This is a genomic window from Pseudactinotalea sp. HY158, assembly GCF_009660225.1.
GTDB lineage: Bacteria > Actinomycetota > Actinomycetes > Actinomycetales > Beutenbergiaceae > HY158.
In genome coordinates, this window is the sequence record NZ_CP045920.1 from 3,144,399 (window position 1) to 3,157,993 (window position 13,595).

11 protein-coding genes are annotated in these 13,595 nt (G+C 71.9%); 5 read left to right on the forward strand and 6 right to left on the reverse strand.

The window, feature by feature from the left end; genetic code table 11:
• Position 1 precedes the first annotated feature (1 nt).
• Entirely contained in the window at positions 2-1,381 is a 1,380-nt protein-coding gene (gene eccD, locus GCE65_RS13875) for a type VII secretion integral membrane protein EccD (RefSeq protein ID WP_194928719.1), read from the reverse strand.
• Positions 1,382-1,605: 224 nt separating this feature from the next.
• Here eccD and GCE65_RS13880 point away from each other — a divergent pair, with 224 nt between their 5' ends.
• The 4 genes from GCE65_RS13880 to GCE65_RS13895 all read left to right on the forward strand — a co-directional run bounded on the left by GCE65_RS13880 (position 1,606) and on the right by GCE65_RS13895 (position 4,213).
• Complete coding sequence (locus GCE65_RS13880; RefSeq protein ID WP_153878792.1) at positions 1,606-1,917, forward strand: WXG100 family type VII secretion target; 312 nt, start codon at positions 1,606-1,608, stop codon at positions 1,915-1,917.
• 22 nt (positions 1,918-1,939) lie between these two features.
• Positions 1,940-2,224, forward strand: a complete 285-nt coding sequence (locus tag GCE65_RS13885) for a WXG100 family type VII secretion target (RefSeq protein ID WP_153878793.1) — start codon at positions 1,940-1,942, stop codon at positions 2,222-2,224.
• A 130-nt stretch (positions 2,225-2,354) separates the two neighbouring features.
• Positions 2,355-2,747, forward strand: a complete 393-nt coding sequence (locus tag GCE65_RS13890; protein ID WP_152909724.1) for a hypothetical protein — start codon at positions 2,355-2,357, stop codon at positions 2,745-2,747.
• 1,280 nt (positions 2,748-4,027) lie between these two features.
• A complete protein-coding gene (locus tag GCE65_RS13895) occupies positions 4,028-4,213 on the forward strand; it encodes a hypothetical protein (RefSeq protein ID WP_153878794.1) in 186 nt (61 codons plus the stop codon).
• 91 nt (positions 4,214-4,304) lie between these two features.
• Here GCE65_RS13895 and GCE65_RS13900 read toward each other — a convergent pair whose 3' ends face one another.
• The 3 genes from GCE65_RS13900 to GCE65_RS13910 form a co-directional block, all read right to left on the reverse strand.
• Positions 4,305-4,988 carry a hypothetical protein gene (locus GCE65_RS13900; protein ID WP_153878795.1) on the reverse strand — a complete coding sequence of 228 codons (684 nt, stop codon included), beginning with the start codon at positions 4,986-4,988 and terminating at the stop codon, positions 4,305-4,307.
• 121 nt (positions 4,989-5,109) lie between these two features.
• Positions 5,110-6,189 carry an RDD family protein gene (locus GCE65_RS13905; RefSeq protein WP_194928720.1) on the reverse strand — a complete coding sequence of 360 codons (1,080 nt, stop codon included), beginning with the start codon at positions 6,187-6,189 and terminating at the stop codon, positions 5,110-5,112.
• A gap of 83 nt (positions 6,190-6,272) precedes the next feature.
• Positions 6,273-7,685: a hypothetical protein gene (locus tag GCE65_RS13910; protein ID WP_153878797.1), complete on the reverse strand. Its 1,413-nt coding sequence runs from the start codon at positions 7,683-7,685 to the stop codon at positions 6,273-6,275.
• Between the two features lie 160 nt (positions 7,686-7,845).
• Between GCE65_RS13910 and eccCa the strand changes: the two genes are divergently transcribed.
• Complete coding sequence (eccCa, locus tag GCE65_RS13915) at positions 7,846-11,889, forward strand: type VII secretion protein EccCa (protein ID WP_228759964.1); 4,044 nt, start codon at positions 7,846-7,848, stop codon at positions 11,887-11,889.
• A 624-nt stretch (positions 11,890-12,513) separates the two neighbouring features.
• Here eccCa and GCE65_RS13920 read toward each other — a convergent pair.
• Together GCE65_RS13920 and GCE65_RS13925 are read right to left on the reverse strand one after the other, a co-directional pair.
• Positions 12,514-12,777 carry a hypothetical protein gene (locus GCE65_RS13920; protein WP_153878798.1) on the reverse strand — a complete coding sequence of 88 codons (264 nt, stop codon included), beginning with the start codon at positions 12,775-12,777 and terminating at the stop codon, positions 12,514-12,516.
• Positions 12,778-12,807: 30 nt separating this feature from the next.
• Positions 12,808-13,578: a hypothetical protein gene (locus tag GCE65_RS13925; protein ID WP_153878799.1), complete on the reverse strand. Its 771-nt coding sequence runs from the start codon at positions 13,576-13,578 to the stop codon at positions 12,808-12,810.
• Positions 13,579-13,595: the final 17 nt, after the last annotated feature.

A 13,595-nucleotide genomic window follows, 5' to 3' on the forward strand; every position in this document is an offset into this window, starting at 1 on the left:
ATCACGCTCCCCAGCGCATGAGGACGACCACGAGCGGGATGAGCGCCCCCATGCTGACGAACTCGGCGGCGTCGGCGAGCCGTCCGAGCCAGAGGCGCGGGCGCGGGGCCACGAGCGTGAACGCCACGACGGCGATCGCCACCGCCCCCACCGCGATGGTCAACGTGGTGCGCCAGTCGGGGTGGAGCAGGGCCGAGGTGAGGCCCGTGGCCGCGAGGCCGCTGATCGCGACGACGACGACGACCGTGACATCGACCCGGGAGTAGGAGTCCCGCACGCTCAGCAGCATTCCCGCGAACGCCGAGACCATGAGGAGGGTCCCGATCGCGCCGCCCCCGACGACGGCCGGGATCGCGATGAGCGTGAGCAGGCCGGCACCGACCCGCAGGCCGATGTGGACCCGGTGGCCGTGGGCGTACCCGGCCGCGATCTCGGGCCGCTCCACCGGCGGAACGTCGGCGTAGACCTCCTCGTCGTCGCGCGGGCTGATGACGCGCAGCGGGGTGGTGGACAGGGCGAGCCACGGGATCGCGAGGCCCGCGAGGACCGCGACCGCCACGACGATGGCGAACGCCTCGTCGGGCGAGAGGCCGAGCTGCTCGACCCCGAATCCGGCGATCGCCAGCCCGGCGCCGCAGACCACGGGCACGATCGCGAACTCCCGGTTCCGGCGGATGAGGAGGAGCCCGAGGAGGCCCGTGCCGAGCACGGCCGCGCCGCCGACGAGCAGCGGCATCCCCCAGGCGCTCGCGTCCTGTGCGCGCGGGAGTCCGCGGTAGCCGGCGACGAAGGCGAAGACCGCGGCGGCCTGCACGAGCACGACCGGGGCGGCCGGGACCCGGGCGCCGATGCTCAGGACGACGGCACTGACCAGGAGCAGCAGGGCCGCGCTCCCGCTCATCACGGCGGCACCGGCGGCCGGCGCCCCGCCGCCGAACAGCAGGACCGCTCCGGTGAGGAGGAGGGCGGTGGCCGCGAGGAGCGCCGTCATCGCCGAGTCCTGCGGCGTCCAGGGCCGGTGCTCGGATTCGACGGCGTCCGCGACGGCCTCGACGATGTCGTCGTAGGACGGTTCGGTCGGAGCGTTCGCCCCGCCTGTGAGCGTGAGCACGTCGCCGGGGGTGACCCCCTGCGAGTGCAGGCTGAGCGCCGGGTCGAGGCGGCTGCCCGAGTCGGCGGTCGTGAGCGTGTAGCCGCCGTAGGCGGTCCCGGCCTCGAGGAGGCCCATCGTGCGGGCCAGCCCCGGGATCAGCTCGGCGATCGGAACGCTCCGGGGCGCGGCCACGTCGACCTTCCGGTCGCCGGCGACGACCGAGATCCGCAGCAGTTGCCCGAACACATGTGCCTGCTCGTTCGATGCGTGCGCTGGCGCCTCGGTCATCGGATTCCTCACGGGTCGACGGTGGACGGCCCTCAGCATAACGGCCGGGCCGCGCCCCGGTGCCGCCCGGGCACGCTCCACCCCGTCGGGTACCTCTGCCCATCGACGCCGTCGAACGGCAGGCAATACCCTGGTGCGTGCCGTCGAGCGGATCGACGGCGGCCACCCCGACAGGCGGTGGTCGGAACCGGCCCGGATGAGGGGCCCGAACACGGGAGGTGACTGTGGCAACCGAGGTTTCCGCAGCAGACGGCGCCCTACAGCGGGGCGCGCAGGTGGTCGCCGACGCGAAGGCATCACTGAACACAGAGCTCAACCAGCTCGAGGGCAAGCTCGCCAGCATCGGCGCGCAGTGGCAGGGCCAGGGCGCCTCCGCCTTCACCATGCTCATGGAACGCTGGCGCACCGACGCCCGCAAGATCACCTCCGCGCTGGACACCTTCGAACAGAACCTGACCAGCTCGCAGACGACCTACACCTCCACCGACGACACGCAGTCCTCGGCGATGAACAGCCTCTCCAGCCGGCTCGGCTGAGGCCGGAAAGGAACCCAGACACATGTTCAAAGCCAACTTCGGGGCCATCGAAGCCGCCGCCGCCGACATCCAGACCGGCGCCGGCGGGATCGAGACCCGCCTGTCCGAGATGGACTCCGCCCTCCAGCCCCTGCGCGCGGACTGGACCGGTGCGGCCGCCGAGTCCTACCAGCAGGCCAAGGCCCAGTGGTCCTCCGCGATCACCGACATGAAGCTCCTCCTGAGCGACATCGGCCGCGCCGTCTCCCAGGGCAACGCCGACTACCAGAACGCCGAACAGCGCAACGCCCAGCGCTTCGGCGGCTGAGCACACCACCCGCATCGCCGGCGCGCGTCGAAGCCCACCCCGGGGTTCGACGCGTGCCGTCGTCGATAGACGATCTCGCGCAGATCCGTCACCGCAGCATCTCGAACGCCGAGCAGTGAGAGGAATCAGGATGACCGACCTCGTGGTCGACAAGGAGGACTTCAAGTCCGCCCTCGGGCGCCTAGGCACACTCGTGGACGAGTTCGATCACCCCCGAAACCTCGTCCATTCGGTCGGGAGCCAGGGGGAGACCAGTTGGGCGGCGGTGTCGGGCAGCGCGTCCTTCCGGCAGGACTTCACTCTGACCGTCAAGCAGATGCAGCGCGACATCGACGAGATCTGGACCGAGCTCAAGGGCCTTCGAGACGCGCTCGTCGAGGCGGGCGCCGAGCTCGAGGACATCGACGAGGAGACCGAGCAGGGTCTCGAGCTGCTCAGCGCTCGTCTCGACGCGGACCCGACCTATATCCAGGGCGCGGTGATCGCGATCCCCGGCATGGGTCCCATCCCGATGATGGTCTGAGGAGGATTCATGGGCCAGCACTACGATTACCTCGACAGGATCCGCACCAGCTACTCCGGATTCGGGGCATGGTCGCGCAGGACGGATCAGAACAACCTGTCGTCTTCGCTCAACTCCCTGGGAGGCGCGCAGGAGAGCCTGCAGCAGATGCGCTCTCGCACCGGGATCGAGGGCTTGATCGCCGAGCGTTTCCGCGAGTCGGCAGACCTCATCGACGAGCGGTTCGAGAGCCTCAAGACGAAGGTGGCGAAGTCGCAGGACAACGCCGACCTCGCGGTCGCGGCGATGCGCGACGCCACCCAGGCGGTCGACTCCCTCCCGCCCGAGGGCGAGAGCCCGTTCATCGCCGCCCGGGAGCTCGGCGTGCAGAACGTCTACTCGATCCTCGGTGGTGGCGGCCACTTCCCGGCCGAGGACATGCGGCTGTGGCAGGCGGGCCTCGTCGAGGAGGCCCGCGAGGAGGAGGCCGCGATCGCCCGGGAGCGCTACGACCGTGCGCTCGGCGGGATCACCTTCGAGGATCGTTCCACGAGGGACGCCGGCGGCCCGGCCACGCGCAGTCCGGGCGGGCTCCCGCCCGGCGGGGGCGTCGGCTCCTTCCCCTGGGGACCGCCGACCGGTCCCGGTGTCATCGGCGTGCGTCCCCCCGGGACGCAGCTTCCCGACGGCCCGACCTTCCCCGGCCCAGGCGGCGGTGGCGGCGGCACCGGCGATGACCCGATCCACGTCGGGCGTCCGCCGACCCTCCCCGGCGGGTGGGAGCCGCCGACCTACGAGGTGTCTCCTCCGATCGGGCCGCGCGATCCACTCACGCCCCTTCCCGAGATCGGCACGGATCCCACCTCTCCCCCGGGAGGCGGCACGGGCCATCCCCCCGGCGGCGGTGGCACGGGCTATGAGCCGGGAGGCGGCACGGGCTACGGGCCCGGCGGCGGCGCCGGTTCCGGCCTCGACGGCGGGGGCGCCGGCGGGGGCAGCGGCGGGCTCGTGTCCGGAATCGGCGCGGGCGCCGCGGTCGGCGGGGCGGGCCTGCTCGCCGCACGCGGACTCGGCGGCGGTGGCCTCGGCGGCCTGCTCGGCGCGCGGGGCGGGGCCGGGATGGTGCCCGGCGGTTCGGCGCTCGGGGCGCCCGGAGCCGGAGCCGCGGGCGGGGCCCGCGCCGGCGTGATCGGTGGCGGCCCGGGCGGCGCGCGGAGGTACGGGCGGAGCAGCAGGCGCCCGCGGCGGCGCGATGCCCGCCGGCCAGGGCGCTGCGGCGGGGATCCCGCGGCGGCGCTGCGATGGCGGCCGGCGGCATGGGTGGGGCCGGTGGCCGCGGCTCGGACAAGAAGAAGCGGCGCGGCCTCGGCCTGCAGGCGCTGCAGCTGGATTCCGAAGAGGCCGCGGTCGACCTCGGGCCCGGCGGCGGGGCCGGCGTGCGCGAGCACGCGACTCCCGCGACGATGGACACCGACGACCTACTCTGAGGCCAGACGACGACGGCCCGGCGAGCACCTGCTCGCCGGGCCGTCGTCATACCACCGCGACGCCTTCACGGCGTGGCCGCCGGCGACTCGCTCAGAAGTCGCTCAGCTGCCACACGAAGGTCGGGGTGACACCCTCCCGGTCGAAATGGAAGTCCACCCGGAGCTGGGAGGCGTCCTCCTCGACCACGAAGAGGAGGGCCCCCGTATAGCTCGTGTTCTGCTCGAGCGACACCGTGATCTCCTCCCCCGGGCTCATGCACGCGAGCGATTCCCAGTCACGATAGTCCGCGGCAGGCTCGCCCGCGTCGTCCGTGATCACGATGTCCTCGCCGCTGAAGGGCGTCCCGTACGATTCGGCCGCGGCGTTGGACTCGATCGCGAGGTCGACCGCGACGTAGCGGCCGTCGGCCGGATCGTACTCGCACAGATCCGAGGCATCGCCCGGCGGACTCCAATCCCACTCCACCCCGGTCACCCGGATGTCGGCCACGTGTGGCGGGCTGTCGAAACTCTGGCTGAAGTCGTAGAACGGAACCGCATCCCCGGGTTCCACCCGGACCTCCTGCCCGGCGTTCGGGATCTCCGCCGGGGTCGGCGTGGCCTCGGTGGGCTCCGGCGTCGGTTCGGCCGTCGGTTCGGCCGTCGTCGGCTCGACGGTGGGCGCGGGGGCGGTCGTCGGCTCCTCGGGTCGGCCGTCGCCGCATCCGCTCGCGGCGATCAATACGCCGGCCGCGAGCACGATCGACATGCTCCGGCGCCGGTCCTTGCTCGGCATTCAGTCCTCCTGGACTCGGTTGTCCCGCTCGGTTGTCCCACTCGGCCGACCCCACGAGGCCTCCCCGTAGCGCCCTTCGCAGTGTAAACGATGGCGCCCGACGCGCCGTGCGCGCGCCCGGTCAGCCCGCGTGGACGGTGAAGACCTTGGAGCCGAGCGCGAACGTCGTCCCGGCCGGTACCGCCACCGGCCGATCGGACTCGAGCTGCTGCGCGCTCCCGTCGGCCGCGATGAGGAAGGTGCCGTTCGCGGAGCCGAGGTCGGTGATCACGAGCTCGGCGGCACGCGCCTCGAGGCGCGCATGGGTGCGCGAGAGGGAACGCCGATCGTCGTGGATCGCCACCGCGGTCGCCGCCTCCCCGGCCGGGGCGACCGGCGCGCGGCCGACGAAGACGGTCCCTCCCACGCGGATCGGCGCCGTCCCCTCCCCCACGAGTCGGAGGAAGGCGGGTGCCGGCGAGGCGGCCGGCGGCTGTGGCGCCGCCGATTCGTGCAGCACCGAGGGCGGCATCGGAGGCGGCGTAACGAGTGGGGCCGATGCCGCCGGCGGCACGGGCGGCATGACGGGAGCGGGCGCCGGCCGCACGGCCGGGGCGAACGCCTCCGGAGTCCCGCCCGAGCCGGCCCGACGTCCGGATTCCTCCGCTGCGGTCGGATGGTGGGCGCCGGGGCCGGTACTGGAGCCGGCAGCGGAGTCGGCGCCGCGATCGGCCTGCGGGGCGCCGCTGAACGCGCTGGCCCGAATCCCGGCGCGCACGTCGAGCACGGTGGTGCGGGCGGCGCGATCGTGCCAGCCCTGCCCACGGTCCTTGTCCCCGGCCGCCGCGGCGATCATGACGAATTGGCCGAGGCCGGCGACCAGATGGCCCAGGCCGAGCACGAGGGAGCGCCCCGCGGCTCGCAGGAGCCCGGGTGCGTAGAGGGAGTCGACCTTCGCCGCCCGAAGGCCGAGAAGCCACTTGCCGAGGGTGGCTCCACACCTCGCCTCCGAGACGACCTGGGCGAGCAGGAGCTCGAACGACACGATCGCCGCCAGCACGAGGTTGCCCGTGAGCACGACGAGAACCGCCCCGGGAGCGAGCACGACGACCGTGTCGCACAGCTGCGCGAGCAGTCGACGTCCGACGGGCGGATGGACCACCGAGACCGGCAACTGCCGCATGGGCGCGTACCGCGGTCGCTGCGGCGCGTGGACGCTCATCGCTCGGTCCTCTCGGTGCCTCTGGGGGCCTCTGGGGGGCATATAGGGGGCGTTCGGGGGTGTACGCGGGTCTGGGAGTGGGATCAGTTCGCGGTGAGCATGGGGAGCGCGTCGAGCGCCCCTGCCGCGAGCAGCGTCGCGGGCAGCACGAGCCCCACGGCCATCGCCTCCACGATATCGCCCGCCCGGGACCAGCGCACCGACCGGAAGCCCGCGGCCACCGGGCTCATCACCACGAGCATGAGCGCCGCGAGCCCCATGAGCACCGCCGCCGCGAGCAGCCCCGGCTCACCTCCCGGCCGAAGCAGGGCGACCTGGAGCAGCACGATCACGAGCGCGACCCGCGGGATGACCTTCGTGGGCCCCCCGGCCCAGGACCGCGGGCTCAGCCCGAGCACGAGGGTGACGCACGCGACCGCTCCGATCGCGGCCCAACCGACGACGCCGGCGGGGCGCGCCCGCACGATCACGGCCGGCGCGACCAGGACCGCGAGGGTGCACAGGAGGATGACCCCCGCCAACCGGCTCGTGGCGGCCGCCTCGACGTGCTCGGCCACCCACCGGGTGCGGATGCGCCGCGGCGAGGCGGGCATCGTGGCCCGGACACTGCGCACCGACTTCATGATGACGGGCAGGTCGAGGATCTCCTCGTCGGGGATCCGGAGCGCGACGACGGGCAGGGCCCGCAGCACGAGCGGTGCGCAGCCGAGGAGCAGGACGGGTGTGGTGGCCGGCGCCGCACCGACGAGGAGGCACAGCACCGCCACAATCGCCACCCCCGACACGATCGCGGCCACGAGCGAGGCGGCGGCGGTGACCCGCCCGGCGGAGCCCTCCCGGGCATCCTGGCGCCGACTCACCGCGTATCGGAGCACGGCCACGAGGGCGGCACAGAGCGCACCGACGGTGAGGGCCAGCGCCACGGCCTTCACCGGCGAGGCCGCCACCTGCCACGGCGCCCACGCCACCCCGGCCCCGAGTCCGAGGAGCGGCCCGATGAGGACCGTCACCAGCTGCGGGTGCCGCCGCACGGCGACGGCCGCGGCTGCGGCCCCGAGGGTCGCCCCGCTCACCCACCGCAGCCACTCCACCTGGGTCGAGGCCACGACATGTTCGAGCTGGGTGATCACGACGACCACCGCCGCGACCGCAGCGAGCAGACCGACGAGGGTGCGCCGTCCCGACGCGACGAATCGATACCGGGGCTCGATCCCCTGCCAGCCGGCGCGCTCCGAGAGCGCCCGACTCCCCGTCGTGAGCGAGCCGGCGACCGCGAAGCCGAGCACCGCACCGGAGGAGACCTGATCCCCGAGGCCGCGGTGGGGATCGAGGGCGACCCCGGCGGACGTCGTCAATACGAGATCGGTTCGGCCGTGATCGATGCTCGCCAGCAGATCGGCGGGGGTCGTCTCGACCCCGACGGCGATGTCGCGCAGGCCCGTGGGGCCCAGGAGCGCAAGGGTCAGCCGGCTCGCCCGATGTGCCGTCTCGCTCACACTCACTCCTGCCTGCTTCCCCCCGGCGGCCCCGGAGTCTCACTCACCGGGTGAGTCTAACGAGCGGATCCGCCCGTTCGCGCACGCAATCGCCCGCGCGGGATGGGGCCTTCGACCCATGGACGGCGCCCGCGCGGCCGGGCCTCGCCCGGTAGTCTGAATGCCGATCATCGCCGGGGCGCCGACCGCGCCCGGCACGAGTTGGGAGCAGTGGATGAACCCTCGATCCGGGCCGCGGCCCGCCCCGCCGCAGGTGCCGAGCGGATCGATCGCATTGCAGCCGCCCCCGGAGCTGGCCAAGCCCGAGGGTGCGAGCAATGCGCTCATGATGGCCGTGCCGATGATCGGCTCGCTCGGATCCGTCGCCCTCATCGCGTTCAACTCCTCCTCGAACCCGGTGCGCGCCTACATCATGGGCGGGATGTTCCTGTTCATGGCGCTGTCGATGGTCGGGATGAACATCTGGCGTCAGAAGTCCAAGCACACGGGCGAGGTCACCGGGAACCGGCGCGAATACCTCGCCTACCTGGCCGACCTGCGCGCGACCGTGCGCACCGCCGCTGATCGGCAGCGCCAGTACGCCCACTGGATGCTGCCCGATCCATGGGCGCTGCCCGTCGTCGCCGAGGAGGGCACCCGCGTGTGGGAGCGGGAGGTGACCGCGCCCGACGCCTACGACGTTCGGATCGGCCGCGCCACGACCCGGCTCGCCCTGACGCTCGAGCCGCCCCCGCCGGCGCCGGTCGCGCAGATCGACCCCGTCTCGGCCTCCGCCGCGCACCGGTTCGTCACGACCCACCAGAACCTGCGCGCCGTGCCCTTCGGCGTGAACCTGCGCGACGTCGCTCGGATCGAGGTACTCGGGCAGGCGACCCAGGTCCGCAGCCTCACACGCGCGATGCTGTGCCACCTGGCCACGTTCATCGACGCCGACAACCTCCAGATCGCGATCCTCGCCGGCCCCGACGCCCTGCCCCAGTGGGAATGGGCGAAGTGGCTGCCGCACACCCATTCGCTGCACGCCCACGACGCCGTGGGCCGTACCCGGATGATCGGGGCCGCGTTCTCCGACATCTCCGACTACCTGCCGCCGGGCGTGGGCGACCGGCCCAGGTTCCAGCCCGGGGCGGAGGTCTTCCCGCATCTCGTCGTGGTCGTCGACGGCGGTCACCTGCCGGACGACCACCCGATCGCGACCCGGGACGGCGTCGCCGGGGTCACCCTGATCGACCTGCCCGCCCAGTGGGACGAGCTGCGCGATCGGAACACGGTGCGGCTGCGCCTCTTCGACCCGGTCGCGGCGGCCGGCGGCGCGGACGTCACCCCGATGCAGGTGCTGCAGCGGTCCCGGCAGGCCACCGACGCGCTCGCCGACCGGATGAGCATCGCCGAGGCCGAGGCGACGGCGCGTCGGCTCACCCCGTTCGCGCTCGAGCAGGAGAGCGACGAGGGCCCGCGGACGGCGGTCTCGGCCGAGCTGACCGACCTGCTCGGGCTGCCGGACGTGCGCGACTTCGACCCGGAGGTCGCCTGGCGTCCCCGGCTCGCCCGCGACCGGCTCCGGGTCCCGATCGGCCTGAGCCCGCAGGGCCAGCCGATCTCCCTCGACCTCAAGGAGTCGGCGGAGCAGGGGATGGGACCGCACGGCCTGCTCATCGGCGCCACCGGCTCGGGCAAGTCCGAGGTGCTGCGCACGCTCGTGCTCGCCCTCGCGCTCACCCACTCCTCCGAGGCGCTCAACTTCGTGCTCGTCGACTTCAAGGGTGGGGCCACGTTCGCGGGTATGGCGGACATGCCACACGTGTCGGCGATCATCACCAACCTCGGCGAGGAGCTCACGCTCGTCGACCGCATGGCCGACGCCCTGCAGGGCGAGATGATCCGCCGCCAGGAGCTCCTGCGCTCGGCCGGGAACTTCGCCAACGTCGGCGACTACGAGAAGGCCCGCAAGGCGAGCGGCCGCACCGACCTGCCGCCGCTGCCGGCGCTGGTCATCGTGGCCGACGAGTTCACCGAGCTGCTCAGCGCCAAGCCCGACTTCGCCGACCTGTTCACGCAGATCGGGCGGCTCGGCCGCTCCATGCACATCCACCTGCTGCTCTCGACCCAGCGGTTGGAGGAGGGCAAGCTCCGCGGGCTCGACTCCCATCTGTCGTACCGGATCGGCCTCAAGACCTTCTCCGGCGCCGACTCCCGGGCCGTCATCGGCGTGCCGGACGCGTTCGAGCTGCCCGGCGGCGGTGGGCACGGGTTCCTCAAGCCGGATTCGACCACGCTGCTGCAGTTCCGCGCGGCCTACGTCTCCGCGCCCCCGAAGGCCCGCCGGCGCGCCACGCCGGTGCGCACGGAGGCCACGCAGGTGCGGGTGGAGGCGTTCACCGCCGCCCCGGTGCTCTCGGCCACGAAGGAGGTCGAGCCGGTGCCGGCAATACCCGCGGGGCCCGCTGGACCGGCCGAACCTGCCGAGAAGCGGGTGACGTTCGACATCGCGGTCTCCCGGATGAAGGGGCACGGGCTGCCGGCGCACCAGGTGTGGCTGCCGCCGCTCGAGGTGCCCGAGACGTTCGACGCCCTCATGCCGGATCTGAGTGTGGACGGCGAACTCGGCCTGGTCTCACGCCGCTGGCGGGAGGCGGGGGTGCTCACGTTCCCGCTCGGAATCGTGGACCGGCCGCTCGAGCAGCGCCGGGAGGTGCTGCGCTTCTCCCTCGCGGGCGCGGGTGGTCACATGGCCGTCGTCGGCGGCCCGCGCACGGGCAAGTCGACCGCGTTGCGGTCGGTGGTCACGGGGCTCGCGCTCACGCACACCCCGCACGAGGTGCAGTTCTTCGTCATGGACTTCGGCGGCGGCACGTTCGCCCCGCTGGCGGACCTGGCGCACGTCGCCGGGGTCGCCTCCCGCAGCCAGCCCGACGTCGTGCGCCGGGTGCTGGCCGAGGTGACCGGGATCGTCAACGCCCGGGAGAAGTACTTCGTGGCCCACGGCATCGACTCGATCGAGACCTACCGGCAGCGCCGGGCCGAGGGCCGGGTCGACGACGGCTGGGGCGACGTGGTGCTCATCGTCGACGGGTGGCCCACCCTGCGCTCGGAGTTCGACGACATGGAGAGTGAGATCCAGGCACTCGGTGCCCGGGGCCTCACGTTCGGGCTGCACGTCCTCGCCTCCGCGAACCAGTGGATGAACTTCCGCACCCAGATGAAGGACCTGTTCGGCACGAAACTCGAGCTGCAGCTCGGCAATCCGATGGACTCCGACATCGACCGGAAGGTCGCGGCGAACATCCCGGCCGACCGTCCGGGCCGGGGCCTCATCGCCTCGGGCCACCACGTGCTCGCGGCGCTTCCGAGGATCGACGGCCGCCCGGAGCCGGACGTCCTCGCCCCCGGGGTGGACCACCTGATCGAATCGGTGAACAAGGCGTGGACGAAGGCCCCCGGCCCGAAGCTGCGGCTGCTGCCCACCGACGTCTCGCCGGCGGACGTGCTCGCCGCGGCCCCGTCCGGCGATCAGCTCCTCCTCGGGGTCGAGGAGGCCGCGCTCACGGGTGTGGGCATCGATCCACGGGTCGAACCGCACGTGTACGCCTTCGGCGACTCCGGCTCGGGCAAGTCGACGTTCATCGCCTCGATGGCGGCCGAGATCCAGCGGCTCTACACCCCGGAGCAGGCACAGATCCTCCAGGTGGACTACCGGTTCGCGCACCTCGGCGCGATCCCCGACGAGTACCTGGCCGGCTACTACCGCACGGCCCCGAACGCGATGGCCGGGATCAAGGATCTCGCGGCCTTCCTCAGTGGCCGGCTCCCCGGCCCGGACGTGACCGCCGATCAGCTGCGGGCGCGCTCGTGGTGGACGGGCAAGGACGTGTTCCTACTCGTCGACGACTACGAGCTCGTGGCCACCTCCCAGGGAAATCCGCTGCTGCCGCTCGTGCCGCTCCTGCCCCAGGCCCGTGACATCGGCCTGCACGTCGTGCTCGTGCGCTCCGCCGGCGGGGCGGCGAAGTCGCTCTACGAGCCGGTCATCCAGTCGCTGTCGGACCTCGCCTCGCCGGGGCTCATCCTCGCCGGGTCGCCGGCGGAGGGGCCCCTCGTCAAGAACGTCAAGCCGAAGCCCGGGGATCCGGGTCGCGCCCAGCTCGTGACCCGGCGCGGGGTGCAGGTCGTCCAGCTCATGCACACCCCGCTCGCCGACCAGTAGCCTCCGCACCCAACCTGGGCGGCCTCGACACGGCCACGTGGGGTGTAGCGCCCCCATATGGCGGCTGCCGAGGGACCTGGGTGCCGCCAACACGAGCAGATGGGGTCCAGCGCACCCAGGTGCCGGATGGTGCGGGGTCGGCCACTCGTCTTCCGGATACCTCCCTGCGGCTTCTCATGCCGCCGCCGTGCGGTGTGATCCGCTACGTCGGCGGGTACGGCTCGCTAGATCGACTCCCCGTGCTCTCATCGATCGCGGCCGCCCGCACCGTACGAGCATGGACATCCATTCCCAGGCTCGTAATCTCGGTCACCACCCCGGGGCCTCCTACGAATGCGTGCTCCCCGCCCACCGGCCGATCAAGGTGATCCACGAGAGACTTCATACGCGGGACCTTCGCCCACGAGCGCACTCGAGCAACCCGACACCCACAAGGCGTCGGAGGTTCGGCACGCACCGCTGCGGCGATGGTGTGAGACGACGGGTCCGATCGTCGCCGATAGCACGGGCTCCAACGCGTTCGGCGGGCTGATCCTGGGCCCAGGTCAACGACTGCTTCCTCCACGGCGTGAGGCGGCGCGGCAATGGTTGCAGCGCCGCCTCGCACTCGCTCTACTTCGTGTCCTACTTCAGGCGTAGCAGCCCAACAACCAGACAGGCGATGCCGGCCGGGCGGAGGAAGCCGCCCGCGATCACGTCGAGGATATTGGTGATCCGGAAGCTGGAATCATCACCCACGAACAGCAAGGGAACATTGACTGAGAACACGTTGATCAAGGCGCTGACCACAAGCAGCACTGCCGCGACCCCGATCATCCTCCGTCCATCAGCGAGCCACTCGACGATTGCGGAGCGTGGACGGTCATCGTTGCTGTGGCGCGTAGACATCTCGGACCTCTCATTTTCAGGAAACATGCGTCAGCCCATCACCACTCCGGTCACACCCACAGTTCCCGGGTTGCGAACCTTGAACTTCGGAATAGCCCAGACATTGCCCCACGGAACCGTGTAGCCCACGAGGCCCGCACTACTGTTGCCGCATCCTGCGGGGTAGAAATGCTGCACAGTCACCGGGGGCTGCCCGGGCGCGCCCTGCGTCGTCACCCAGCCGGCAACGGCCACGCAGGCGCTTCCGTACGAGGAGGGATTCACCTGCCAAGCGTACGTAGTCTTGTGGCCGGGCGATCCCGCAATGCTGCATCCGAGATTGATCGCATTCCCCCACGAGGTCATCCCGACGGTAGCCGTGAAGGTCCTCGAGCTGCCACAGCCGTACTGAAGAGTGGCGAACGGCTCAGAAGCCGGTCCAGACTCAGGGTTCGGTTCGGGCGTCGCGCCGCCAAGCGCATCGCTGACGTAGGCCAAGACATCCGCCTTGGGCACGTCCGGCATCACGACAAGCGTCGAGTCTGGCTCGATGCCATCGAGCTCCACCTTGAGTCCTCCCTCCTCCGTCCCTTGAACGGCCGCATCACTGACTAGGAGGAGGTCCAGCGATCCCTCGACACGCAGCCGCACACTCCCCTCGTCATCGACTACGACGGATCCGCCAGCAGCTTCGACCTCCGAGAACGCACTGGTGAAACCGGCACTCGCATCCGAACTGCTCTTGCCCACCGAGGGCGCACTGATGGCAAGTGATGCAAGCGCCAATGCCGACACCAACTCACCAAGTCTCGAGTTCAACATGTACCTATCCCCTTTAA

What these genes read in the sequence shown, in the direction of transcription:
- eccD (WP_194928719.1), bottom strand. Translation starts at nt 1,381, where the DNA reads ATGACCGAGGCGCCAGCGCACGCATCGAACGAGCAGGCACATGTGTTC.
- GCE65_RS13885 (WP_153878793.1), top strand. Translation starts at nt 1,940, where the DNA reads ATGTTCAAAGCCAACTTCGGGGCCATCGAAGCCGCCGCCGCCGACATC.
- GCE65_RS13890 (WP_152909724.1), top strand. Translation starts at nt 2,355, where the DNA reads ATGACCGACCTCGTGGTCGACAAGGAGGACTTCAAGTCCGCCCTCGGG.
- GCE65_RS13895 (WP_153878794.1), top strand. Translation starts at nt 4,028, where the DNA reads ATGGCGGCCGGCGGCATGGGTGGGGCCGGTGGCCGCGGCTCGGACAAG.
- GCE65_RS13900 (WP_153878795.1), bottom strand. Translation starts at nt 4,988, where the DNA reads ATGCCGAGCAAGGACCGGCGCCGGAGCATGTCGATCGTGCTCGCGGCC.
- GCE65_RS13905 (WP_194928720.1), bottom strand. Translation starts at nt 6,189, where the DNA reads ATGAGCGTCCACGCGCCGCAGCGACCGCGGTACGCGCCCATGCGGCAG.
- eccCa (WP_228759964.1), top strand. Translation starts at nt 7,846, where the DNA reads ATGCCGATCATCGCCGGGGCGCCGACCGCGCCCGGCACGAGTTGGGAG.
- GCE65_RS13920 (WP_153878798.1), bottom strand. Translation starts at nt 12,777, where the DNA reads ATGTCTACGCGCCACAGCAACGATGACCGTCCACGCTCCGCAATCGTC.
- GCE65_RS13925 (WP_153878799.1), bottom strand. Translation starts at nt 13,578, where the DNA reads ATGTTGAACTCGAGACTTGGTGAGTTGGTGTCGGCATTGGCGCTTGCA.